22 protein-coding genes and 1 riboswitch are annotated in these 23,668 nt (G+C 43.6%); of the genes, 15 read left to right on the forward strand and 7 right to left on the reverse strand.

From position 1 onward, the window contains the following. Positions 1-1,434, forward strand: a complete 1,434-nt coding sequence (locus PODO_RS10100; RefSeq protein WP_038569833.1) for a L,D-transpeptidase — start codon at positions 1-3, stop codon at positions 1,432-1,434. On the opposite strand, the gene PODO_RS31470 is transcribed toward PODO_RS10100, so the two are convergent. Further along, on the reverse strand, positions 1,431-1,568 hold the full coding sequence (locus tag PODO_RS31470) for a hypothetical protein (protein WP_167348489.1): 138 nt from the start codon (positions 1,566-1,568) through the stop codon (positions 1,431-1,433). The genes PODO_RS10100 and PODO_RS31470 overlap by 4 nt on opposite strands. A gap of 209 nt (positions 1,569-1,777) precedes the next feature. Here PODO_RS31470 and PODO_RS10105 point away from each other — a divergent pair, with 209 nt between their 5' ends. The 6 genes from PODO_RS10105 to PODO_RS10130 all read left to right on the forward strand — a co-directional run bounded on the left by PODO_RS10105 (position 1,778) and on the right by PODO_RS10130 (position 7,612). Beyond that, a complete protein-coding gene (locus PODO_RS10105) occupies positions 1,778-2,872 on the forward strand; it encodes a quinone-dependent dihydroorotate dehydrogenase (protein ID WP_038569835.1) in 1,095 nt (364 codons plus the stop codon). A 34-nt stretch (positions 2,873-2,906) separates the two neighbouring features. Beyond that, on the forward strand, positions 2,907-3,719 hold the full coding sequence (yjbM, locus tag PODO_RS10110) for a GTP diphosphokinase (protein WP_036689325.1): 813 nt from the start codon (positions 2,907-2,909) through the stop codon (positions 3,717-3,719). Then, positions 3,709-4,161: a DUF309 domain-containing protein gene (locus tag PODO_RS10115; RefSeq protein WP_036689328.1), complete on the forward strand. Its 453-nt coding sequence runs from the start codon at positions 3,709-3,711 to the stop codon at positions 4,159-4,161. The genes yjbM and PODO_RS10115 overlap by 11 nt, the downstream gene beginning before the upstream one ends. A 101-nt stretch (positions 4,162-4,262) precedes the next feature. Next, the gene (locus tag PODO_RS10120; RefSeq protein WP_036689330.1) at positions 4,263-5,783 is read left to right on the forward strand and encodes an RsmB/NOP family class I SAM-dependent RNA methyltransferase; all 1,521 of its coding nucleotides are present in this window, start codon (positions 4,263-4,265) and stop codon (positions 5,781-5,783) included. Positions 5,784-5,785: 2 nt separating this feature from the next. Then, complete coding sequence (locus tag PODO_RS10125; protein WP_038569838.1) at positions 5,786-6,550, forward strand: pseudouridine synthase; 765 nt, start codon at positions 5,786-5,788, stop codon at positions 6,548-6,550. A gap of 261 nt (positions 6,551-6,811) precedes the next feature. Beyond that, complete coding sequence (locus PODO_RS10130) at positions 6,812-7,612, forward strand: Cof-type HAD-IIB family hydrolase (RefSeq protein WP_038569839.1); 801 nt, start codon at positions 6,812-6,814, stop codon at positions 7,610-7,612. A gap of 89 nt (positions 7,613-7,701) precedes the next feature. Here the strand turns inward: PODO_RS10130 and PODO_RS10135 are convergent, their stop codons facing one another. After that, positions 7,702-9,138, reverse strand: a complete 1,437-nt coding sequence (locus tag PODO_RS10135; RefSeq protein WP_143763719.1) for a DHA2 family efflux MFS transporter permease subunit — start codon at positions 9,136-9,138, stop codon at positions 7,702-7,704. 319 nt (positions 9,139-9,457) lie between these two features. On the opposite strand from PODO_RS10135, the gene PODO_RS10140 reads away from it, so the two are divergent. Next, the gene (locus PODO_RS10140; protein ID WP_038569844.1) at positions 9,458-10,912 is read left to right on the forward strand and encodes a methyl-accepting chemotaxis protein; all 1,455 of its coding nucleotides are present in this window, start codon (positions 9,458-9,460) and stop codon (positions 10,910-10,912) included. 347 nt (positions 10,913-11,259) lie between these two features. Here PODO_RS10140 and PODO_RS29985 read toward each other — a convergent pair whose 3' ends face one another. From PODO_RS29985 to PODO_RS10160, 4 genes are all read right to left on the reverse strand, one after another. Continuing rightward, positions 11,260-11,844 (reverse strand): hypothetical protein, encoded by a 585-nt coding sequence (locus PODO_RS29985; protein ID WP_052096935.1) that lies wholly within the window; start codon positions 11,842-11,844, stop codon positions 11,260-11,262. 141 nt (positions 11,845-11,985) lie between these two features. Further along, the gene (locus PODO_RS10150) at positions 11,986-12,519 is read right to left on the reverse strand and encodes a hypothetical protein (protein WP_038569845.1); all 534 of its coding nucleotides are present in this window, start codon (positions 12,517-12,519) and stop codon (positions 11,986-11,988) included. A 252-nt stretch (positions 12,520-12,771) separates the two neighbouring features. Beyond that, positions 12,772-13,839 (reverse strand): HAMP domain-containing sensor histidine kinase, encoded by a 1,068-nt coding sequence (locus tag PODO_RS10155; protein WP_038569848.1) that lies wholly within the window; start codon positions 13,837-13,839, stop codon positions 12,772-12,774. Next, positions 13,836-14,507 (reverse strand): response regulator transcription factor, encoded by a 672-nt coding sequence (locus PODO_RS10160; RefSeq protein WP_038569850.1) that lies wholly within the window; start codon positions 14,505-14,507, stop codon positions 13,836-13,838. Before PODO_RS10160 ends, PODO_RS10155 begins: the two co-directional genes overlap by 4 nt. 313 nt (positions 14,508-14,820) lie before the next feature. Further along, positions 14,821-14,912: riboswitch (cyclic di-GMP riboswitch) on the forward strand. A 117-nt stretch (positions 14,913-15,029) separates the two neighbouring features. Between PODO_RS10160 and PODO_RS10165 the strand changes: the two genes are divergently transcribed. Both PODO_RS10165 and PODO_RS10170 read left to right on the forward strand, forming a co-directional pair. Next, the gene (locus PODO_RS10165) at positions 15,030-15,878 is read left to right on the forward strand and encodes a DUF6612 family protein (RefSeq protein WP_036689342.1); all 849 of its coding nucleotides are present in this window, start codon (positions 15,030-15,032) and stop codon (positions 15,876-15,878) included. Between the two features lie 112 nt (positions 15,879-15,990). Further along, positions 15,991-17,154 carry an NADH-dependent flavin oxidoreductase gene (locus tag PODO_RS10170; protein WP_244886460.1) on the forward strand — a complete coding sequence of 388 codons (1,164 nt, stop codon included), beginning with the start codon at positions 15,991-15,993 and terminating at the stop codon, positions 17,152-17,154. 77 nt (positions 17,155-17,231) lie between these two features. Here the strand turns inward: PODO_RS10170 and PODO_RS10175 are convergent, their stop codons facing one another. Then, positions 17,232-18,248 (reverse strand): CapA family protein, encoded by a 1,017-nt coding sequence (locus PODO_RS10175; RefSeq protein ID WP_052096937.1) that lies wholly within the window; start codon positions 18,246-18,248, stop codon positions 17,232-17,234. A 270-nt stretch (positions 18,249-18,518) separates the two neighbouring features. On the opposite strand from PODO_RS10175, the gene PODO_RS10180 reads away from it, so the two are divergent. From PODO_RS10180 to PODO_RS10200, 5 genes are all read left to right on the forward strand, one after another. Further along, positions 18,519-19,757 carry an FprA family A-type flavoprotein gene (locus PODO_RS10180; RefSeq protein WP_038569852.1) on the forward strand — a complete coding sequence of 413 codons (1,239 nt, stop codon included), beginning with the start codon at positions 18,519-18,521 and terminating at the stop codon, positions 19,755-19,757. 15 nt (positions 19,758-19,772) lie between these two features. Further along, entirely contained in the window at positions 19,773-20,987 is a 1,215-nt protein-coding gene (locus tag PODO_RS10185; protein ID WP_038569855.1) for an NAD(P)/FAD-dependent oxidoreductase, read from the forward strand. A 28-nt stretch (positions 20,988-21,015) separates the two neighbouring features. After that, complete coding sequence (rd, locus tag PODO_RS10190; protein WP_038569857.1) at positions 21,016-21,198, forward strand: rubredoxin; 183 nt, start codon at positions 21,016-21,018, stop codon at positions 21,196-21,198. Between the two features lie 48 nt (positions 21,199-21,246). After that, positions 21,247-21,957, forward strand: coding sequence for a Crp/Fnr family transcriptional regulator (locus PODO_RS10195; RefSeq protein ID WP_052096938.1), 711 nt, complete (start codon positions 21,247-21,249; stop codon positions 21,955-21,957). A gap of 216 nt (positions 21,958-22,173) precedes the next feature. Further along, positions 22,174-23,535, forward strand: a complete 1,362-nt coding sequence (locus PODO_RS10200) for an extracellular solute-binding protein (protein ID WP_052096940.1) — start codon at positions 22,174-22,176, stop codon at positions 23,533-23,535. The last annotated feature ends 133 nt before the right edge of the window (positions 23,536-23,668 follow it).

Here is a 23,668-nt window from a genome sequence, read left to right on the forward strand (position 1 = left end):
ATGAAAAATTCTCAGCACCTCAAAGCATATGTACAGATGCATCCAGACAATAAGATGGCATGGTACTTGCTGGGTAAGGAATACTATAAGAACGGTCAACAGGGGAAAGCTAACTATTGCTTCAATCAGGCTGGAGAAGTATATGAAGCTTTCGAGCATAGTAAGGTGCCTGCGGAAACGCTGCGGGAATATGAGGAAGGGCTGCTTCAGGCAAGCCGCCAGCGGGATCGAAGGCAGCAAAGATTCCGCTACATTATGCTTGGGCTGATGCTTCTATTACTGGTTATGGTGCCATCGGCTGTGGCTCCGGGTCTAGATATTGCGGGAGATCAGGATACGGTCCAAGACACGGTTACTTCTGAAGTTAAAGATCCGCTTGATCAAAAAGATATTGAGAAGGAACCCGTTCTAGAGGCACGAAAAATGATGTATACAGCGCAAGAGAGTGGAGCTTCGGCTTCGTCAGGGAAGCTGATGGCAACTATGCTAATGCGCAAGGAACCGTTTCAAGCTGCTATTTTGGGCATGGAGCGGGAAGGGAAGTGGCTGCTGTGGAAAGAGAAGCTTCCGCTGAATTCCACATTGCAGAAGAATGGGAATGGACGGTTGGTATACCAATCCTATGATTCAGCGGCATGTGCATGCGAACCGCCAGAGCAAGGGGAACTTGCGGTGGATGCAGCTAAGTGGCAGGGTGATCAAGAGGAGCTAGCTACATTATGGAGTGCAATGAGGGCTTATCAGAATCATAAAGGCAAGCTTCCGGTTTCCTTGGCGGAATTGACTAGACCTTTTCCGGAGAATTGGATTGGCGGGACGACACCAGTCATGAAGCGTGATTTTAATTCTCTAAAGGAAGTAGCAACTGCTAAGGCACTTGGGATACCAGAAGTTGCGGAGGAGCCTCCAAGCTCAATTGTTGAGGCGGGAATGGGCATACCGACGGCGTTAAGCGAGAGTGGAAGTAATGGAAAGGGCGTTCCCTTTTTTGACCAGCCGCTTAGAGTGATTGTGGATAAACAAAAACACCGCTTGGCAGTAGTCAGCGGCTCTGTTATTCTGCGGAATTATGAGGTAGGTCTTGGGGGAGACAAGACTCCAGAAGGCAACTTCATCATTACAGATAAAGTGGTCAATCCAAACGGTCATGATAATGGGGAGTTCGGAAGCCGCGGACTACAACTTTCAGATAGTAATTACGCTATTCATGGCACCAATGAGCCAGAAAGTGTCGGCAAGGATGAATCCCTTGGCTGTATTCGGATGAGTCGAGAAGATGTGGAAGAACTATTCGCTATGATTCCAAAAGGAACAAAAGTGGTGATCAGTAAAGGGGTTCTGCCTGAAAAGCAGCTGCTGCCGGCGAAACGCTTCAACCCTGCTGCTCCGTATGATCAGACCAACCCCCACAAAGTATATCACTGGCTGAATTAGTTCCCGGCAACTATAAACAGAACGATGATGAGAAGAATTAGTAAAGTTAAACTTACGCCGATCCACATTAGCGCTTTACGATTAACTTCTTCTTTCTTTTGCTGCAAAGTTGGTGGTTTACGTTTAGTTGACATCCAGCATACCTTCTTTCTCTCTTAATCGCTGATTACCCCTATATTGTAATGCGTTTACAAGAAAATTACTATACTTTGGGTTAAGCTCTCTGCACACTTACAGGGTAAAATGCTTTTCTTTTGTTCAAGAAAAGGCTAAAATTAAGAAGAAACCTACAGAATCGGGTAGACACGTGGATTAGTGAAGTACCCCTTAAGGAGCGAGAACGGTGTTGTATCGTAATTTTGGTAAACCAATTTTCTTTAAGCTGGACCCTGAGAAGGCTCACCATCTCGTCATAGGTGGATTGGATAAATCATCATCAGTTCCAGGGGGAAGCGCGGCATTGCGTTTAATGTATGGCGTTCCTGAAACGGCAGATTTAGCAGTTGATCTGTTTGGCATACATTTTCCGACTCCAGTTGGACTGGCAGCAGGCTTGGATAAGAATGCCGAGGCCGTTTCTGGATTCTCTTCGATCGGATTCGGATTTATGGAAGTGGGGACGGTTACCCCTAAGGGTCAACCGGGAAATGATAGCCCGCGTTTGTTCCGTCTTCCCTCTGATGAAGCTCTGATCAATCGTATGGGCTTCAATAACGAAGGGGCTGACGCTATGGCAGAGCGTCTAAAAAAATTAAAAAATCGCAGAGTTCCAATAGCAGTAAATATTGGACGGAATAAAATAACTAGTAATGAAGCGGCTCATGAAGATTATCGTCAGTGTATCCGTACGCTTTATCCGTACGGTGATTTTTTTGTGGTCAATATCAGCTCACCAAATACACCGGGGCTGCGCAGTCTCCAGCATGGCAGCGAATTAGCGTTCCTACTAGCACAAGTAAAGGAAGAAATGGAGATTCAGCGTAAAGCCACCGGCATGAATAAGAGCTTGTTGGTTAAGATTGCTCCAGATGTAAGTGATTCTGAATTGGAGTATATGGTTCAATCACTGACAGAAGCTGGTATGGATGGTATTATTGCTACGAATACTACATTGAACCGGGATGGACTTAGTCATGAAAAGGCTAATGAGACAGGTGGATTAAGCGGTAAGCCACTTCGTGACCGGTCAACGGAAATTATTCGTAGGATTTATCGCCAGACTGAAGGGAAGATGCCGATCATAGGTTCAGGGGGCATATTCACCAGTCAGGATGCGTATTACAAGATAAGAGCAGGCGCAAGTCTGGTCGAAATTTATACAGCACTTATCTACGAAGGACCGGAGGTTAACCGCAGGCTGCATGCCGGATTACGGCAGCTCTTACGGCGGGACGGATTCAGTCATATCTCTGAAGCAGTGGGTGCTGATCATCACTGATTGAAGGAGTCGAAAGGACAGGAGGACGAAGGCGATGGACGGCAGGGACTGGGGAACTTTTTTGCTTCCATATGAACAGACAGTGGAAGAATTGAAAGTTAAATTCAAAACAATGCGTTCGGAGTTGAAGAAAAGAGAGGAATACACGCCGATTGAATTCGTAACTGGTCGTGTAAAGCGGCTGTCAAGCATTTTGGAGAAGGCTAAGCGCCTGAATGTGAAGATGGAAGATCTGGAGACGGGCATTGAAGATATAGCCGGGATCCGGATTATGTGCCAGTTCGTGGAGGATATCCGCAGAGTGGCTGAATATATCCGGGCTCGTAAGGATCTTGAAGTCCTGTATGAGAAGGATTATATCACCAATTATAAAGAGAGCGGCTATCGCAGCTTTCATATGATTATTAAATATCCTGTGCAGACAGCTCTGGGACAAAAAATAGTGCTCGCAGAGATCCAAATTCGTACACTAGCTATGAATTTCTGGGCAACCATAGAGCACTCTCTGAATTATAAATATCGGGAAAGCTTGCCGGATGAAATGCGAGTGCGCCTGAAAACCGCAGCTGAAGCAGCCTCCATCTTGGACAGCGAAATGTCCAGTATTCGTGATGAAATTCTGGAAGCGCAAAAGACCTTCGAGGAAAACTCGAATATGACGACTCAAATTCTCAAATCTATTCATCAATTGTATTTCTATCATTTGGTGAATGAGGCTATAGATACTCAGGCTCGATTTAACGAAATATGGCAGGCTCAGGACATGGAAGCGATGAAGGAGCTTCTGGATCATGTACGGGGACTTCTCTCCGCAGCTAAAAAGGATAGTTTGCCGGATGGCTTATGATCCGTTGTACTTGGCTTATCTAGTGTACTTTAATCGTGACCGGGATTATTTCGAATGTCACGAGGTGCTCGAAGAGCTATGGCTTGCCAAGCAACGCGACCCATTGTACAAAGCACTTCTCCAAGTAGCTGTTGGGTTGTACCATTGCCGCAATAATAATATGCGTGGTGCAACGATTATGCTAAGTGGGGCTGCTGCCAAGCTGGAAGAATATTCAGCAGTGACACTTGGCATTAATTTGGCTAAGCTAGTGGTGGAAGTGAAGGATTATGTTCGCCGCTTGGAGTCGTGTGAGCAGCAGCCATTTTCTTATTATGATCTGACTATAGAAATCATTGATCAAGGTCTTGCGGACGAAGTGAACTCTGCGGCTATGGCGATCACACCGAATAATCCTCAACGACGAGGTCCTCAGAGACCGACCTCTTCTCATCGTAAATAATGATCCTCTATAAATGAGTATTGCCAAAGGGACACCCGTAAGGGTGTTCCTTGAATCTTTAAACACCTAAATTTTAGCAGTACTATCAGGAGGACGGCATCATGGCGGCACAACTGCCCAGTTCTTTCAGCGAGCGTATGATGGACTTGCTGGGAACGGATTATAATCAATTTGCGGATTCGTACAAGGAGACCCCTAACGGAGGCGTTCGTGTTAATACATTGAAAATTTCAGTGGAGAAATTGCAAGCTCTTTCCACTTTAGAGCTGGAACCCATTCCGTGGTGTCCAACCGGATTCTATACAGAGGATGGGGCCAGACCAGGTAAACATCCACATTATCACGCGGGATTGTATTACATTCAAGAGCCAAGCGCTATGGCACCTGTGGAACTGCTTGATGTACAGCCAGGAGATCGTGTCCTTGATTTATGCGCTGCACCTGGGGGCAAATCCACACAGATTTCTGCCAAGCTCTCAGGAGAAGGCTTGTTGGTTACCAATGATCTTCATCCAGAACGCACGAAAGCCTTAGCCAAAAATCTAGAGCTGTATGGGGTGCGCAACGGTATCGTATTAAACGAAAGTCCAGATCATATTGCAGCGGCATTCCCGCTTTATTTTGACAAAATCTTGATTGATGCTCCATGCTCAGGTGAAGGGATGTTCCGTAAAGACGAAGACATGGTGAAGCAGTGGGATTCAGGTACACCTGCCAAATATGCTGCCATGCAGCGGGATATTTTACGTTCTGCTGCAACAGCGTTGGCACCGGGAGGTACACTTGTCTATTCCACCTGTACATTTGCTACAGAAGAAAATGAGGAAATTATAGCGGAGTTTATTTCTGAACATCCACAGTTTTCGGTGATTACAGTTGGAGGCACCGGCTCGTTTGCTCCAGGTTTTGGAGAATTATCAGGGACGGCAAGACTATGGCCGCATAAAGTAAAAGGTGAAGGACATTTCATGGCTGTGCTGCAGCATGTAGGGCCAAAGGTATCTGCGGAGGAACGTGATCAAGCCGAAGTTAAGTTGAGCGCAGTTACACGGAATACGAATAAAAAAGGCACTGCTCATGTTAAATCCTCAAACAAACCAGAAGCCAGACGAGGGAAAGAAGGTAAGTTCTCTAATAAATCTGCTGCTGGCGCTGAACGTGGCCGTCAAGGTTCAGGAGAAGAGCAAGCATTGGCTGCATATGGAGATTTTATAAAAGATCAGCTTGGCTGGGAGCCAAAAGGGTATCCGATTTTCTTCGGTGATCATCTGTACATCTCCCCACTACCTAAGGAAAGATTAAATGGATTAAAGGCGATTCGTCCAGGATGGTATGTAGGACATGTCCGTAACGGCAGATTTATCCCAGGACATCCAATGGCTACCGCGTTACACCCTGAAGAGAGCTGCCGAAGTGTCTCACTTTCCAGTACGAGTAATGAAGCTATTTCCTATCTTAAAGGAGAGACATTGTTGATTAGTCAAGAACGTCTCTCTATTAAAATAGGAACTACCCAAAAAGGATACGTGCTGGTCTGCATAGATGGTTATAGTGCAGGCTGGGGGAAGTGGCAGGACGGTGTGCTCAAGAATGAATATCCCGCAGGCTGGAGGTGGATGTAAGAATGAGCCTATCAGGGAAAACTGCAAAAAAGCAGCGTTTAGATAAAGTATTGTCCCATATGGGGGTAGGATCACGCAGCGATATTCGTAAACAAGCCAAGCAAGGTTTAATTACCGTGAATGGTGCAGTCGTCAAGGATAGTGGATTTCATGTAGACCCTTATCACGATAAAATTGTGGTTGGCGGCGAGCTTGTTACCTATCGTGAATTTATTTATCTTATGATGAATAAGCCACCGGGAGTTCTGTCGGCAACAGAGGACAAGCGGGATCGGACTGTTCTGGATCTTTTAAAGCAGGAATATGTACAGTTTGAACCTTTTCCTGTAGGAAGGTTAGATAAGGACACAGTAGGGCTGCTTCTGCTCACCAATGATGGAAAGCTTGCCCACGAACTACTATCGCCACGCAAGCATGTCCCTAAGACTTATGAAGCTACAGTTGAGGGAGACGTAGATGCAGACGATGTAGCGGCTTTTGCGGCAGGTGTCGAGCTGGAAGATGGATATGTTACTTTACCTGCACAGCTAACTATATTGGGAAGAGAACGTGGCAGTAAAGTAATCTCACATATTTCGCTGATCATCACAGAAGGAAAGTTTCACCAGGTGAAGCGAATGTTCCAAGCTGTCGGCAAAAAAGTCACTTTTCTGAAACGAGTATCTATGGGAGAATTGAGGCTGGACGAAAGTCTGCCACTGGGAGCTAGCCGGGAACTTACGCTAGAGGAACTGGCACTCTTAAGTACAGAAGCACCAGAACAATAATATATAGAAAAAATGGTATATAAATTGAATTTGGAAACTTGGGATAAGGGAATGGAGTGACGGAGGGGAAATTTGGAACTGTAAGAGCGATAGCGACCGCCTTTGTTTCCGGATTTCAACCACTATTAAACGGTATAAATCAAGAAATCTGGAAACAACAGCGGCTGGAAGTCCAAATATTCACCGCAGTTGCGACTGAAACTTAACTCAAATAGCCAGGTTCAATATATATAGAAAAAGAAAGACAAGGATGGTGGGAGTATGAGATACAAACTGATTGCACTAGATGTGGATGGTACACTGTTGAATGATGATCACCACTTGAGCACTGAGAATAAAGAAGCCATTGCTGAGGTTACGCGTCTTGGCGGGCAAATCGTGTTATGTACCGGCCGCAGTCCGCAGAACTCGATTCCTTTTATGGAGGAAATGGGGTTGTCTGGTTATGTGCTGGGTCATAACGGAGCTGCTACAGTTCGTGTGAAAGATCGGGAAGTACTTCATCAATATGGTATGGATGCTCGTGGTCTTGACCCTTATATTGATTATTGTAGAAAGCATGATATTCATTATGATGTGAATACGGCTTTTGATATGTATGTAGATAATGTAGAAAACCTCACCAAAGAAGCTAATTATATGTATGAACACTTCCGTATTGCACCGGCTACACTGCCAGCATGGGAAGATTTCCGTGAACCGGTTGTTAAGTTTACTGTATTTACACAACCAGAAATCCTTGACGAAGCTGAACGTGAATGGCGTACTTGGACCCATGAGTACAATATTTTGCGGAGTGGTGAATTTTTCGTTGACTTGATGCATCCGGAAGCCTCCAAGGGCAACGCCTTAAAGAATCTGGCTGTGAAGCTGGGAATTCCGCAAGAGGAAGTTCTTTCGATTGGTAATTATTTTAATGATATTTCTATGCTTACATACGCGGGTATGGGCGTTGCTATGGATAATTCTCCGGTTGAAGTCAAAGCGGCAGCGAATGCTGTCACGGGGTCAAACAACGAGCATGGTGTGCGAGATGCGCTGGTTAAATATTGTTTATCTTAAGTTTTTAGGATTTGTAAAATAAATGTAAAAGGAAAGCATAAAGCGGACTTGAATCCGTTTTATGCTTTTTTTACGTAATATACTTTAACTCAGGCTTTTTTGGCGATAATTTTTTTTAACTTTATTTCGGACTTCTTCCCGGTTGAAGGTCCAACTTGTTTGATGAAGAAGGAAAGTAGTAAACCAAGGATGCCAATTCCTACAATAACGAGGTAGGCATCATTGATGCCCTGGATGGTAGCTTCCATCATCATGTGATCCTGTGTTGCACTCTTTGCGACATTTGTCGCCATCAGCTGCTGCATATGAGTCGCGGTACGGCTCATCATGATAGTTACAAGCAAAGAAGTACCTATAGCGCCGGCGACTTGTTTTACGGTATTGGAAATGGCGGTTCCGTGTGCATTAAGCTTAGCCGGCAATTGATTTAATCCTGCAGTTTGTATAGGCATAAGGAACATTGCCATTCCGATCTGCCGGCCTGTTGACATGAAAACCAGATAGATGTAGCTAGTTGAGTCCGTTAAGTTAATAAAGCTTAGAGTCGTGGAGATTGTTATTAGCAGACCGATGATGGCAAGCCATTTTGCCCCGAACCGGTCGAACAGCTTTCCGGTGACTGGCATGAGTAGTCCCATCACAAGCGAGCCGGGAAGCAGAAGCAAGCCCGACTCCATAGCCGAATAGCCGCGGGCACTCTGAAGGTACAGAGGAAGCAAAATCATATCTGCATACATCACGATTGTAACTGCGATGCTTATAACGGTGGTTAAGGAGAACATATTGTATTTGAAGGCCCGGAGATCAAGAAGCGGGTTGTGAGAAGCCAGCTGCCGCCAAATAAATAAACCAAGGGATAGGGTGCCCGCACCAAGAGCCAAGAGCACCTCCGCACTCGTCCACCCCGCGCTGCCAGCCCGGCTGAACCCATAAAGCAAAGATCCAAATCCGATAGTGGATAGGGCGACACTAATCATATCAAGCTTGGGATAGGAGCGTTTCGATACATTTTTCAAATATATAAATCCGCAGACAATAACAACGACAGTGGGTGGAATTATTCCATAGAACATGGTTTCCCAACTGTAATGTTCCAAAACATATCCGGCCAGAGTAGGTCCGATCGCAGGGGCAAAAATGATGGCCAATCCGACCGTGCCCATGGCAGCACCTCTTTTTTCAGGAGGGAATAGCGTTAAAATGACATTGATGAGCAGTGGCATGATAATCCCTGCGCCGGTTGCCTGAATCAAACGTCCTGTCAACAGAACCGGGAAGCTTGCCGCGATGGCCGCAACGATCGTTCCAGTCAGGAAAATGAACATGGAAGTCTGGAAAAGCTGGCGGGTAGTGAAACGCTGCATTAAATAAGCTGTAATCGGGATCAACACACCGTTCACCAGCATGTAACCAGTTGTTAGCCACTGAGCGGTTGCAGCAGAAATATTGAAATCATTCATTAATTCTGGCATGGCAACACCCATTACCGTCTGATTCAACGTCGCAAGAAAGGCGCCGAAAATCATTACGAACAAAATGGGTCCTTTTCTTAAGGTACTGATGTTTACTTCTCTCTCTCTACTCACTCCACTACATCCTTTCAAATCTTTATTTACAATCAGTTGCTGGTCCTCTTATAGGCATAACGCCACCAATTCTGTGTCGCAACTTCTCAAGCAACATCCTCAGTGTGTACTTAAAATGTTGCTGAGTTGTTAGGCACTTGTTAATGAGATATTAATTCTAATAACCACGACTTGTTTAACATTTATTTAACATCTGTAAAAGATAATAGAGCAGCATCAGATAAACAGACTACAGCACAGAATGCTTGGAGGAATGTTAATGAATGATAGTTTTTTGAAGGCCTACGCAGCAAAAGTCAACAAAATTATTGTAAGTATTTTATGGTTTGCTTTGATCGGATTTTGTTTTTTTCTTGGTGGCGATCAGGTAAGAGTGGAGGTGGTTTTCTCACTTTTGCTGGAACTGCTGTTTGTCACATTTTTTATTTTCAAAAAGAAATATCAGCTTCAGACCACAGTCATTTTAGTAGTTGCCATTTTGACATGTACCATTCCATACATAGAATCGCCCGGTGCGGGAATGTTGATCGTGGTTGTACTCTGCGTGGTTTCCTTGTATTTAAACAAAGCTTTGCTTTATGGTTTTGGCGGGATGTATAATCTTTCGTATTTCGTAATCTATTATTCAGAACATCATCAATTCGATACAACCTTCTTTATGACCATAGGTTTTATTGAACTGACTATTGTGGCTTTATACTTTGTTTGTAAACGAAGTTCCGATTTGATCCAGTTATCTCTTCGCAAAGAGGCCGAAGCCCAAGAGCTTTTGGCGGCGATGGATAAAATGGTCAGTGTTATTCATGAAAACACATCCGGGTTAAATGTCGATATCGCGCATTGCAATAACGATATCGGAGTTTTAAAGGATATCAGCGATACGATAACTGCGAATATCCAGGAAGTAGCGGAAGGAATTATAGACCAGTCGGAAAGCATCACTCATATCAGCGGAATGATGCATGAGGCAGATAGGAAGATGTCCGAAATCAACCAGTTGTCCCAAAGTCTGGCCGGCACCTCGGAAGCTACTGGTCAAGTAGTCCGCCAAAGCTCAGACAGGATTCATCAAATGGGCGAACAAATGAACATTATCAACACAGCGGTAACGGACTCATTGACCACAGTCGAGGAATTAAACCAAAGCATGGATGATGTAAATACTTTCCTGGGTGCGATCAACCAGATTTCTGATCAAACTAATCTGCTAGCTTTAAACGCTAATATTGAAGCCGCAAGGGCTGGAGATGCCGGTGCGGGGTTTGCTGTCGTAGCCAAAGAAATCCAAAAACTAGCTCAGCAATGCTTAAATACAGTTAAGCAAATCGACGGAATTATTAACAATATCAAAAGTAAGACGCAGCTTGTAGTTGAGAAGGCGAATAATGGTATTATCGCTGTTAAAGAAGGAGAGACGATCAGCGGGCAAGTACTCGAAAGCTTCGACAGCATTAAGACTGCATTTGAGCGTATTGATCGATTCATAGCAAACGAACTGGATATGACCGATCATGTGAGTGTAATCTTTTCACAAGTGAGCGTACAAGTTGAGAATATCTCTGATATCTCCCAAAAGCATGCTGCGGCAACGGAAGAGATGCTGGCAACGACTCAGGAACAGGAGAAAAATATCGATATCATTTACGAATTTATCGGCAGTATCAACAGCTCAAGTATTCGGTTGCAGCAACTGATTGAGAATAGGTCGAAGTAGAACTATTTAAGGTAGCTATAAACTGTGGCCGTTTCTCGGTATTTTACCAAGGAACGGTTTTTTCTCGATTTCCCAGCAGAAATTGCAGGCCTCCTCACTTAGTGAAGGCTTCCGTTTCACTGTAAACAAATAAACAACTCATTAATAAACGAGTTGTTTTTCTTACACAGATATTAATTATTAGCAATCACAAAGGTTGCAAACACTAGGCATGATTAAAGTACTCTCTGAGGATGAGATAGCCAACAAACAGGACAATAAACTCTCTAACCATTCCTTATTCACTCCTCATGTGAGGCTCAGTCTCACTAATCATTGTCTCACTGATCATTTTTGGGGTTTCAATTTCACGTTACTTCACTTTGTTGTACACCCTCTGGAAGTGGAATCTTTTTCTTTTTTAGCAGCATGTAAATCCCTAGAAGAAAAAATAAAACACTGCATCCCATCCCGAACAATGCGCTGGAGCTGATTGCATTAGCGGATTTTTCCATCAAAAGCAGAGTGTATTGAGTCACCACAATGGAAACCATTGCATCTATAAAGCTAATTATTTTCAGCGTAGAGACAATAGGACCTTTCAGATGCCGGTTAGCCATAGTTCCGTAAATGGCAAACCCAAGCTTGGAGAAAGCAATAGTTGCTACCAGATAAACAATGTAACCTCTGAATATTATCACATCACCGACAAAGTACATCCTCATACAGACTAACAGATAAGTGATTCCTAGAAGACAAAGGAAAGCACCACTTCGCTGATAGACATGAAATTCTATATTATATCTTTGTTCGGGGTCCTCGGTATTCTTGGCCACTGTATATTTATACAGTGCCTGACCTCTTGCGGCACAAAGGATTAAGTAATACAACGCGTTTATGATGAACCATCCGGAAAGGAGATAGAGACCGAGGATCAACTTGCCGATGCCCATCAAAGCATTAATAATAAGTGAAGCAACGTTTGTTACGGCAGCTCGGTCTTGATAATCTAACAGGTTGCGGTCAAGTAAATCCTTAATATTTATCTCCTCCCTTCATGTTGTAATGGGTCTTCAGAATCTCGTATCAGTGTCTTACTTTCCTAGTAGAGCATTAGCTTTTTCACACACCTCGTAAATCTTGTCAAACTTCTGATCGATCAGAGGCGCTACCTTGTTCGTTTTTTTCTTGCTGATACTGCTGAAGAGAAAATATGGGATGATCCAGCCTACGAAACCGGGGACTGCTAGAATTATAGAAAGCGGCAGCATGTCAGCTTGATTAGCAAATACAGAACCAGCCATAAACGATGTTCCAATAACACCAATAACATAGGCAACCACAGAAGCACCGATGACTTTGGAACTCTCCAGTGTCTCAATTTCGGCAACAGCGGCGTCAAACTGGCGTTGCAGGCGGGTCAGTTCAACTTTATTACGGATCTTGCGGTCCCGCTTGAACTTTATGGTTACGGAACCAACATTCTGAACTGAGGTTGAAGTACCTTCCAGCGCCCAGCCAAAATTGTTATATCCGTCTGTATATACCGACTCCATTTTGCGTTTTACTGTAATATCTTTGTACTCATAGCCGATAAAATTAGATTCATTTCTTGTGATCTCACTCATGATAATTTCTCCTTTATTTTAAAAAGTTAATTTGTCGAACAATTGCTGCCTCACCTGATGTGATCATTTTACCGTCGATATATTTATGAATTGCTTGCAAATTGTTTATAAAATATTAATTGAAGAATCGTAATGAACTGGAATTGAGGTGTATTTCTGTTTAATGAAAAAAGCAGTCTGAATTCGTTTTGCGAATTCAGACTGCTTTTTTTGATCTTATCAAGATAATGAATTATGGTTTAAGGGAATTACTTATTTCTCAGCTTTTAATTGGACTGTGAATGTCGTGCCCTTGCGTAGCTCACTCTTAACAGATATGGTTCCACCGACTAGTTCAATAACACGCAGTGAAAGAGCAAGACCAAGGCCGTTACCCTCCCCGGAGTGAGAAGTATCGCCTTGATAGAATTTATCGAAAATATGTTTCATCGTCTCCTCGTCCATTCCGCAGCCAGTATCTGATACCATAACCGTAATTGTATCTTCATCTGAAGTCTGCGATAAGGTGATGCTACCGCCAGGGGGTGTGAATTTCAAAGCATTGGAGAGGAGATTAAGCCATACGATCTCTAGCATGCTTTCGTCGGCATGAATGATAGCACGGTCCTCTATATCCGCCACAAATTCGATGTTCTTTTCTTCCCAATAATTTTCAAAAGTAAGGGCGCAGTCGCATAGCTGCCTGCACAGATCATAGGGCTCTGCAACGTGATTAATCTCCTGATTGTCCAATTTGTTTAGCTTCAGAATATTGATCACCAGTGTCGTTAATTTTTGGGAGGCCGAAATGATAGTTTCAGTATATTCCGTTCGAAGTTTTGGCGACAAATCAACAGTTTGCAATGCCATTGCGTAACTATGAATGACGGATAATGGTGTTTTAATCTCATGGGATACATTCGATATAAAATCATTTTTGAGGGTTTCAATACTGCCCAGTTCTTCAACCATCTTATTAAAATCCTCGAACATCACGTCTACATAATCCTTTTTATCCGCTCTGTGAAGCGGCTCAAGATAGACTGAAAAATCTCCCTCTGCTACCTGGTTTGCCGCCTCGCTGAGTTTACGCATGGGTTTATCAAAGGCGATGTACTTTTGCCGTGCGGTGACAAGGCAAAAAATGAAGGCAACAATGATCCAATATCCAGTGATTCCAAAGATGTATTGAGTTGGAACGCGTTCTACTGAAATGTAGGCGTCGTATATAAGTGCTTGACCTGCTGTTAGCGTGGACAGCACAATAAAGGTCCACAAAAACTCTTTCCATGAAAAACGCTTGGACTTGAACCGGGCATGCTGCTCCTGCCTCTTACTCATTGCAGCACTGCCTTGTAGCCAAGCCCATGCACTGTCATGATCTTGAAGTCCACACAACAAGAGAACTTGTCGCGAAGTTTGACGATGTATACATCTACGGCACGCAGGCTGGTTTCGCTGCCAATGCCCCAGAACTCGTCCATTAGCTGGGCACGGGAAAAGGTATGTTTGGGGTAGGAAAGCATTTTGTAGAGTATGTTGAATTCCCGTACCGTCACAGGGATTTCCTCATCGTTTACCGTTGCTGTCATATCATCCGCGTCCATCATAAGACTTCCTACCCTCAGTTTTTTTTCGTGGGCAATATTTGCACGTCGAAGTAAAGCGCCCACACGCATTACCAGTTCGTCCATATTGACCGGTTTGACCATGTAATCATCAATTCCAGCGCGAAACCCTTTTTGTTTTGAGGAAATATCATCACGAGCGGTAACAAAAAGAAGGGGGATCGTTTTGTTAATAGCCCTAACCGTTTCCGCAAATTCAAAGCCGTCAATCTCTGGCATCATAACGTCTGAGATGATAAGGTCATACAGGCTGTTATACATCAAATCATATGCTTCTCGTGGGTTTAAACACCCTTTAGCGTCGTATCCATTATTGCAAAGATAGGTGCAGATAATTTGATTAAGCTTTATATCATCCTCGACAACAAGGATATTAACCATGAAAATCATCCTTTCTAAGAAAACTAAAATAATTATAAGAGTTATATATTAAGAAAATGTTTGGATGGATAGAGAAACTAAAAAACATACTTATCATAGCATAGTGATATACCGAAACGGATTGATAGTATAACTCAGCTGAACCTCAGATATCTGGAAAACTTGGACGAATTGGAAAAATGCAAAACTTTAGTATTTCTTCTGAGTATCATAGCGAATTCGAATGGAAGATAAGTCGTTTACAGGTAATTATAACCATGATAAAATTAGCGGTGGGACATGCGTCCCTAATCTATTAAAACTAATTGAATGTCCGCGTTAAAGGTAAAATCATCGAAAGATGATGACACAAAGCCATGGGTCTAAAGCCTTTCGACAGAAGGAAATGATCGCCAGGCCGCCATAGGGATGTCTTATGAAGCATAAAGGATAGCTCTAAGAATATGTAGTCTATTTTGAGCTCTTTTATTATTTCGACCTATACGGCGTTACATTATCGCAAGGGGCCGAAAGGGGAAGTACATGAACAGTTTTTTCAAAACAATAGGTACTAGTTTGGCAGTAGGTGCTTTATTGCTGTCCGGAACGATCGGATGGATGTCTAATCCAGGAGTAGTGTCTGCAGCTACCTCAACAGTAGTAACCGCGGATCAGATGATCAGCAAAGTAACGGCAGCCTCCAAAGCAATAAAGAATTTCCATCTGGATGTGACCAAAAAACAGGATATTCAAAGCGGCGGGGTGCGTATCAGCAACACCAACACTCTGAAGCTGGATATCAACCGTCTGCCGAATTTTGCCGCAGCAGGCACTGTCGCTAGTAGTCTTTTAGAAACATCGTACAGTCTATATGCCAATGACAAGGAGTTTTACTATCTTGTAGACGGAAGTGAACTGATCGATGAATCTGAAGATGAAGGTTACGACGATGACGGGGAGCCGATCGATCCTGATGCACAGTATTGGCTTGGACTGGAGAAAACGGAATGGGATGCCTTTTACTCTAAAGGCCAATACGATCCTGTTTCCATGCTTGATTCGGTCAAAAGTTATAAAAAATCCATGAAAGTCAGCACGGCTGGCGCACAAACGGTCTTACAATTCACGGTAACCGATCCGACAGCAGCTAAGGGGATAATCAAACTCTATGACCAGGAGAACCTCTGGGATGGTGAGACAGTTCAACCCAAAAGCGTAACGTGGAAATTATTCGTCAATACTAAGACCTGGCAAACGGAAAAGCTGACAGTCGATCTGAGTTATGTGCTGGTAAGTGACGGAGCCAAAGATACATACACCACGAAAATCGAAGCTAAATATTCCAAGAATAATAAAGGTACAGCCATTGTAAAACCGGCCGAACTAGAATAATAAGGACGATTCATATCGAGCAAAAAGCGCTGTTCCGCTGAACAGCGCTTTTTGTTGTATTCAACAGCAGTTCTTTATTAGTTGACAAGAATAAATCATTGCTGTAATTTATATGTATGCGCATGTATATAATATTTTATCTAAATATAATTTAATGAAAGTTGGGAAAAAGATGATAGCACTAGACACAGCATTAACTTTTCGCAGAGGACTGACATTAAAAAACCGAGTGGTTATGGCTCCAATGACCACCCGAATGAGCTTTTATGACGGTGTAGTAACACAAGATGAATTGAAATACTATTCGCTAAGAACGGGCGAAGTAGGTGCGGTCATCACTGCGGCAGCAAATGTACAGGAGGGTGGAAAAGGATGGGAAGGTGAACTTAGTGTTTCCTCCGATCAATTTATTCCTAGCCTTAGCCGATTAGCATCTACTATTAAACGAAATGGAACAAAAGCTATTTTACAGCTTTTCCATGCAGGAAGAATGACAGATTCAAAAATATTGCGTGGCGTACAACCCGTTTCCTCCAGCGCCATTGCTGCCGAACGTCTGAATGCAGAAATTCCAAGAGCATTAACAGAAGATGAAATTTTCGGTGTAATTGAGGATTTTAAAAAAGCGACTCAACGTGCTATTCAAGCTGGATTCGATGGGGTAGAAATTCATGGAGCAAACACATATTTAGTCCAACAATTCTTCTCTCCACACTCCAACCGTCGTGAAGATCAATGGGGCGGAAGCTTAGAGAAAAGATTTAATTTCATTAACCAATTAGTGGATGCAGTTATTGCTGTCGTTGACAATTCAAAGGTTAAGGATTTTATTGTCGGTTATCGTTTTTCTCCAGAAGAATATGAAGAGCCTGGCATTAAAATCACAGACACCTTTTATCTTATTGATAAATTAGCTGATAAAAAGCTGGATTATCTGCATATTTCATTAGGGGATTTTAAAAAAGTATCTGCATCAGAAGATTTTAAAGAAAAATCAATCCTGCAATATGTACATGAGAAAATCAATGGCCGTGTACCTTTAATTGGGGTCGGAGATATCCGTACCAAACAGGACGCAGAGGACACGTTGACAAATGCTGAATTAGTAGCAGTAGGACGTTCTCTTATCATTGATCCTCATTGGACAAGTAAAGTGCTGGAGGGTAATGAAGATATCATCAGAAGAGTACTTGCTGATCAAGATAGAGAAGAACTCGTAGTAGAGAATGGTATTCTAGAATTCCTTAAATTAATGATGCCTGATCGTTTACGCTAAACCCAAACACGGTTTTGAGCGCTAAATCTATAACGTTCCGCGGTAATTCCGCGGAACGTTATTTTTCTGTAACGACTCTATTCCCTCTTTAAGATTGTTGTCGTATGTTTCAACATTCGATTCATGAGATTTCGCCGTTCTGTTTTTATGTCGGTGTCGCTTTTCTTTAATGCGTCGCGGATGGGGATGATCTCTGTAATTTTCCTGCCGCTTTTTATTCTTCGATCTACACAAGTCGGGATGTAACCTACGTTAGTTATACTCGTGTGTCCTTTTTCATCCTTCTTTATTTTAAGCGTAAGAATGATACCGCTTTGTGTATAAGGAATATTCATTAGTTTAGTCGAAACAAAATTCCCCAATGAGTAAATAACGAATTGTTTTTTTCCACGAAGCGCTAACGGTTGTAGAACATGTGGGTGAGACCCCAGTATGATGTCGGCGCCATTTTTAAAGAAGAGATTGACCAGCTCTTTTTGCCTCTTGTTTGGAGTGTAACGGTATTCGCTTCCGAAATGCAGATAAAGCAAGACTAGATCGACTTTCTTTTTTAAATCTCGAATCTCCCGAATGATTTTGGGCGTAGATATCCGGTTAACCAGCCATGGCTTACTCACTGGTACAGGAATTCGGTTGGTTCCTGCTGTGTAGGAGAGGATGCCGATCGTAATTCCTTTGACGTTTTTAATAAGCGTTCTCTTGGATTCTTCTAATGATTTAGCTGTTCCCGTGTGGTCGATTCCATTACGGTCTAGAACTCGTAACGTCCGAACCAGACCCGGGGCACCATAATCCATGCAATGATTGTTGGCCGTTACTAATACGTCGAATCCGGCTTGCTTAAGTGCAGGGGCCAGTTCGTCTGGACATTTGAATATCGGACCGCCTGAACGTGGGCTTTTCCGGCATTCGGGGCCACTTCCAGCAAAGGTAGTTTCGAGATTGCCAATTGTCAAATCAGCCTGTTTTAGATAAGGAGCTACTTTTGCAAACAGGGGGCTGAACGAATAGGTTCCGTCAGGCTGCTTAGCATCCGAAATAATATAACGTTTGATCATTAGATCTCCCACAGCAGCTATTTGTATTTCAGTCATGGATATCCACCTTTTTATTATTTTCATTAGGATATGGCATAAAGTTGTTATGGGTTATTCTTTCTTTAAGGCGAAGTGCAAACATTTTTGTGGCTTTTTATTTAAAATGTGACCCAACGCATAATCACTTTATTTAGATCGTCTAAATTTAAGGTATTCATTTTTTTTCAAACTTTTATAATTTGATTCAAATCCTCTTTTTTGTTTGGCAACCATAATAAAATAAGGTTGTTGATAAACATTATCAATCAAACATTGGAGGTTAAAGAAATGAGTACACAATTCAAAAAAATCGCCGAGGATACTTACTGGATAGGCAAAATCGATAACCGCCAGGTTCCATTTCACCGCCTGATTCTGGCAAAAGGAACTACCTATAATTCTTATTTATTAAAAACAGGTAAGCCAACTGTCATTGATACCGTAGATATGGAATTCGGACGTGAATATGCCGAGTGCCTGGGTGAAATGATTGATCTTCTAGATATTCATTACATTGTAATTAATCATACAGAGCCTGATCACTCTGGTGGACTGGCAGCTCTCGCTGCCAAGGCTGCAAATGCCACGATCGTATGCACCGAGATTGCTGTTCCAGAATTGCAGGAAATGTACAAGCTTCATAGCCGGAACTTCCTGGTGGTTAAAGACGGAGACAAGCTGGATATTGGCGGGAAAACGCTGCTGTTTAAAGAAACACCGTATCTCCATACCGCCGAAACGATGATAACCTATTGTATCGAAGATCAAATCTTATTTCCTTGTGATATTTTCAGCACGCATGTTGCGGTGGAGAATCTATTCAGCGATGAAGCCGGGTTTGATATTACGGAAGATTTCCAGGGCTATTACGCAGCTATTATACATCCTCATAGAAGATATGTAAGAACACTGTTAGAGGCTGTTAAGGATCTTGAGATCCGGATGATCGCTCCTTCCCATGGGTTTGTGATCCGGGAGGACATACGTAAATATATCGAGATGTACGCCACATTGAGCCGCGAAACGACGCAAGGAAAAAAGGCAACCATCGTTTATACCACCATCAAAAACAGTACCAAGAAGATGGCCAAAATTATACAGGATTGCTTGCAGGAAAATAATATTGAGACAGAGGTCTGGGATGCAGATACAAGCAGTGCCACCGATATTCTGAACAGCATAACGTCAGCTGACGCGGTCTTTATTGGCAGCTCCACTAAATACGCGGACATGATTGGGAATCTGGAGAACATTCTGAAAGAATTGCACAATATGAATCTGGAAGGCAAACTTGCTGCAGCCTTTGGCTCCTACGGTTGGAGTGGTGAAGCCATTGAAGTCATTCAGGATTATCTGAATGGAACAAACATGACGGTGCAAAGCACATCTGAGGTTATTAAATCCACGGGGATGACACATGTAGAGTTCCCTGTACGAATCAGGTTTTCCCCGAAAGAGCCTGAGAAAGTTCAAAAAATTAAAAATGCGGCTGAATTTGTATCGGATTTGCTGCTGAGTTCATTTTAGGGAGGGGAGCATAGGATGACAAAACATTACGTTATTGTTGGCGGCGGAGTAGCCGCCGTCCATGCCGCCAAAGCCATCCGTGATCAAGACGCAGATTCGGAAATTTCGATCCTCGGGGAGGAAAGCCAACTGCCCTATAACCGGATTAAGCTGACTAAAGGGCTGTTTACCGACCTGCACAGTGAGAAGGTGCTGATTAAAAAGGAAAAGTGGTACCGCGATAACCGTATATCCGTAAAAACCTCGACCCGAATCCGTTCTGTCCACCCGGACCGGCAAATTGTTGTGACAGAAGATGGGCAGAGTGTTTCTTATCATAAGCTTTTACTGTGTATGGGAGCGAAGAATCGTGAACTTTCCCTTGAGGGCTCCGGCCTGAACAATGTCCATACCCTCCGGGACATGAACGACGCGGACAGATTGAAAGAAAACCTGCAGGATGGCAGCCATGTAGCCGTAATCGGTGGTGGAGTGCAGGGAATCGAAACCGCTTGGGCGCTGCATGTAGCTGGATATCAGGTAACGGTGAGCGAAGCTTTTCACCGGTTGATGGGCAGACAGCTTGATGAGAAATCCTCACAGCTACTTAAGGAGAACCTTGAACAAGCAGGTGTGAAGGTTATTCTTCAAGCAGATGTGGCGTCTATTACAGGAACAGAGTTTGTTACCGGAATTACGCTGGACGACCAATCTCATTTTTCCTGTGACCATGTGGTCTACTCCATTGGTATTGTACCGAATACGGAACTGGTAAGTGGCTCGAGTATTCAAGTCCGGCAGGGCATTATCGTAAATGAACAAATGCAAACAAATGATCCACATGTGTACGCAGCCGGAGATGTGGCTGAAGTTAACGGGCATGTGGAAGGACTGTGGGGCGGAGCGATTGAGCAGGGCCGGATTGCCGGCAGTAATATGGTTGCCAATCTGACTGCGTATCGTAGAGCTGTTCCGGTTACCTTATTTAACGCCTTTGGCATCTCTTTATTTTCGATAGGCAACGTGGATGAACGGTATTGCGATACGGTGGTAAGCGGAGAAGAAAATGGGGCGTATACGCGAATCTATGTGAAAGATAACACAATGATTGGTGCGATATCCTGGCAAGGAGCAGCTGCTTCACTGGGGTATAAAACCGCTGTAGAGCAAGGCATCCCCCTTGAGGGGATCGTTGTTAACGGGAGCAGCATCGAGGAGATTATGGCTGAAGTACAAACCAGGTTGAACTAAACTATTAACTTTTTAGGAGATGATAAAGATGAAAAAATACATTTGTCTACCCTGTGGTTATATCTATGATCCGGCATTAGGCGATCCCGATGAGGATGTTGTTGCAGGCACCGCATTTGAAGACTTGCCTGAAGATTGGGTCTGTCCGGTATGCGGTGAAGATACCAGTCATTTTGCAGCGGTTGAAGACAAAAAAACTTTTGTATCCTAAAGGAAAGTAAAAGTTGTACAAAAAAAATGAACAACAGGGGGGACAGTTATGAAGGAGTATTCTTGCCAATACGCTGCTGAACCTTGTACCCGCAAGGTGCCTATTTTTGCTGCGTTAAGCGATGACGATCTCTCCCGGATCAGTGCTATGATCAAGCATCGTAAGTTTACTAAAGGTCAACCTTTAATTCTGGAAGGGGCGCCGTCAGATACGTTGTACATTATTCAGCGAGGGCATGTTAAATTATCTAAAACAACTCCTGAGGGCAAGGAACAAATTTTGCACATCTTGACGAATGGAGACTTTTTCGGGGAACTGAGCATTTTTAACAGCGATGAGCTGAGTAACTTCAGTGCTTATGCTCTGAAAGACACTAACATTTGCATGCTGACCCGAACGGATATGGAGCAGCTGATGAGGGATAATCCGGATATTTCGCTCAGGCTACTGAAGAGTGTGACCAAAAGACTAGCCCATACGGAAAATCTGGCGCAAAGCCTGGCGACCAAAGATCCCGAAATACGAATTGCTTATATGATCATGGAACTCAGCGACAAATATGGTAAGCAGCGTGGCGCTCATATTCATATTGACCTTCCGTTGTCTCGTGAAGAGCTGGCCAGTTATGTTGGGGTCACCCGCGAAACTATTAGCAGAAAATTCTCAAGGTTCGAAGATTCAGGTCTTATTGAGCTAATCGGAAACAAGCAAATGATCATTATAGATCCAGCCGGTTTGGAGAGTTATATGGGGTATTAAGAGGATTACGGTGTATTGACTGTCCTGTATGACACCGTTGGTGCAGAACATACGCTATATGGGGCCAGACTCCGAATACTTGTCGTTCCCAAAGGATTTCAGTATGATGAATACTATATAAACTTGTCCCTATGGGCTCGATTAATCGGAAGATGGCGAGGAAACCCAATGCAGAAAAGGAATAGCAGAAAATTTTTCAGGATTAGGCTAGAGGAAATGATTCAAACCTTGCGACATGAAATTCGTTCGGGAAGTATAGCGATCGGCAGTTATCTTCCTTCAGAAAGCGACTTAGAGGTGCGTTTCGGACTTAGTAACGCTTCTGTGCGCAACGGGCTCAAGGTGCTGGTGGATGAAGGCTTAATTGAGAAAATTCCGCGTGTTGGCAATCGGGTCATCCCTCCGGTAGAGGAAGGCAGAACGACGATCAAGTTCGGATATGTGAACACCATCCCCAAGCTTGTAGAGATGCAAGAGTTACTGAATGAGTTCGGCAAACGCTATCCGCATATCGACGTTCAGCCGCTCGAGTTGTCTTCAGGAAACTACTCAACATCTTTGAAAGAATATTTGCAATCGGAAATCATGGATGTCGTACTGTTGAATAATAACAATTACCAGGATTTTTTGGAGCAAGGCTGTACAGAGCTGCTGGAGCCGATGGAGGAACAGCCGGACACGTATCGTTTTCTTTCCGACCCGTTCCGGTACGGTGACCGTAATCGCGTTCGCCCCTTCATTTATTCTCCAGTTGTGCTTTGTTATAATAAACAGCACTTTAAGGAAGCCGGCGTATCACCACCCGACAGTAGCTGGACCTGGGACGATTTGTTCGCTAATGGTCGAAAGGTAGCAGAAGGTCATGACTGGTACGGTTTTTATTTTTATTTGCCTTCTCGTAACCGGTGGCCGTTGTTCCTGCTTCAAAGCGGCACAACGTTTGCGGCAGAACAGGATGACGAAGGCAAATACCGGTTCAGTGGCTCAAAGCTACTCGACAGTTTAGGAACCATCCGAAAGCTGATAGGCATGAAGGATGTATTTCCAGCCGTATTGTCCGAGAGCGATGCGGATGCGGAAGCCTTGTTCTTGCAAGGCAAAGTGTCCATGATAATGACGACCTATTATTTCTTGAATCAATTGCGTCAATCCGATTTGGCATTCGATATTGCTCCATTGCCTCGGCTGCAAAATGCTGATACGCTGCTGATTATAAATGGACTGGCGGTTAACAGCAAATCACAGAACAAGGATGCATCCATGCTACTCGTTGATTTTCTCACCTCACACGAGGCGCAACTGATCATTAGGCGCAAGACACTGAATATTGCAGCCAACCGTTTGGTGATGGATTGGGAAGGTGAGGAAGTGGGTTATCGTCCGGCCCGTTTTCAGCTTTACCGTGAGATCTTCCCTACCTATCGTCTGGTTACAGAGCTGGGTTTAAGCAACCTCCAGTTGAAAGAGATTCAACGCGATATCATGATGTTTGTATCAGGCCTACTGGACAACGACGAGTTATGCCGCAGGCTTGAGGAGATATTGAATACGGTAAATCAGGAGACTCAGCACTCTTGAGGGCTGAAAGTTTTTTCGAAAATTCCGGCACAGGTTCAATTCTGAACCTGTGCTTTTTGTTATGCTGAAGTATTTGTTTGTCGCACAATAATTGACTCATATATGACTCATAAAAACATGTTGACTATACTTT

It is taken from the genome of Paenibacillus odorifer, from assembly GCF_000758725.1.
GTDB classification, from domain to species: domain Bacteria; phylum Bacillota; class Bacilli; order Paenibacillales; family Paenibacillaceae; genus Paenibacillus_AQ; species Paenibacillus_AQ odorifer.

Bases quoted from the DNA above. Each gene is read 5' to 3' on its own strand.
- PODO_RS10120 (WP_036689330.1), top strand. From the start codon at position 4,263: ATGGCGGCACAACTGCCCAGTTCTTTCAGCGAGCGTATGATGGACTTG.
- PODO_RS10160 (WP_038569850.1), bottom strand. From the start codon at position 14,507: ATGGTTAATATCCTTGTTGTCGAGGATGATATAAAGCTTAATCAAATT.
- PODO_RS10100 (WP_038569833.1), top strand. From the start codon at position 1: ATGAAAAATTCTCAGCACCTCAAAGCATATGTACAGATGCATCCAGAC.
- PODO_RS10170 (WP_244886460.1), top strand. From the start codon at position 15,991: ATGTATGCGCATGTATATAATATTTTATCTAAATATAATTTAATGAAA.
- PODO_RS10155 (WP_038569848.1), bottom strand. From the start codon at position 13,839: ATGAGTAAGAGGCAGGAGCAGCATGCCCGGTTCAAGTCCAAGCGTTTT.
- rd (WP_038569857.1), top strand. From the start codon at position 21,016: ATGAAAAAATACATTTGTCTACCCTGTGGTTATATCTATGATCCGGCA.
- PODO_RS10140 (WP_038569844.1), top strand. From the start codon at position 9,458: ATGAATGATAGTTTTTTGAAGGCCTACGCAGCAAAAGTCAACAAAATT.
- PODO_RS10175 (WP_052096937.1), bottom strand. From the start codon at position 18,248: ATGACTGAAATACAAATAGCTGCTGTGGGAGATCTAATGATCAAACGT.
- PODO_RS10130 (WP_038569839.1), top strand. From the start codon at position 6,812: ATGAGATACAAACTGATTGCACTAGATGTGGATGGTACACTGTTGAAT.
- PODO_RS10150 (WP_038569845.1), bottom strand. From the start codon at position 12,519: ATGAGTGAGATCACAAGAAATGAATCTAATTTTATCGGCTATGAGTAC.
- PODO_RS10185 (WP_038569855.1), top strand. From the start codon at position 19,773: ATGACAAAACATTACGTTATTGTTGGCGGCGGAGTAGCCGCCGTCCAT.
- yjbM (WP_036689325.1), top strand. From the start codon at position 2,907: ATGGACGGCAGGGACTGGGGAACTTTTTTGCTTCCATATGAACAGACA.
- PODO_RS10115 (WP_036689328.1), top strand. From the start codon at position 3,709: ATGGCTTATGATCCGTTGTACTTGGCTTATCTAGTGTACTTTAATCGT.
- PODO_RS10165 (WP_036689342.1), top strand. From the start codon at position 15,030: ATGAACAGTTTTTTCAAAACAATAGGTACTAGTTTGGCAGTAGGTGCT.
- PODO_RS31470 (WP_167348489.1), bottom strand. From the start codon at position 1,568: ATGTCAACTAAACGTAAACCACCAACTTTGCAGCAAAAGAAAGAAGAA.
- PODO_RS29985 (WP_052096935.1), bottom strand. From the start codon at position 11,844: ATGGGCATCGGCAAGTTGATCCTCGGTCTCTATCTCCTTTCCGGATGG.
- PODO_RS10125 (WP_038569838.1), top strand. From the start codon at position 5,786: ATGAGCCTATCAGGGAAAACTGCAAAAAAGCAGCGTTTAGATAAAGTA.
- PODO_RS10200 (WP_052096940.1), top strand. From the start codon at position 22,174: ATGATTCAAACCTTGCGACATGAAATTCGTTCGGGAAGTATAGCGATC.
- PODO_RS10135 (WP_143763719.1), bottom strand. From the start codon at position 9,138: ATGATTTTCGGCGCCTTTCTTGCGACGTTGAATCAGACGGTAATGGGT.
- PODO_RS10195 (WP_052096938.1), top strand. From the start codon at position 21,247: ATGAAGGAGTATTCTTGCCAATACGCTGCTGAACCTTGTACCCGCAAG.
- PODO_RS10180 (WP_038569852.1), top strand. From the start codon at position 18,519: ATGAGTACACAATTCAAAAAAATCGCCGAGGATACTTACTGGATAGGC.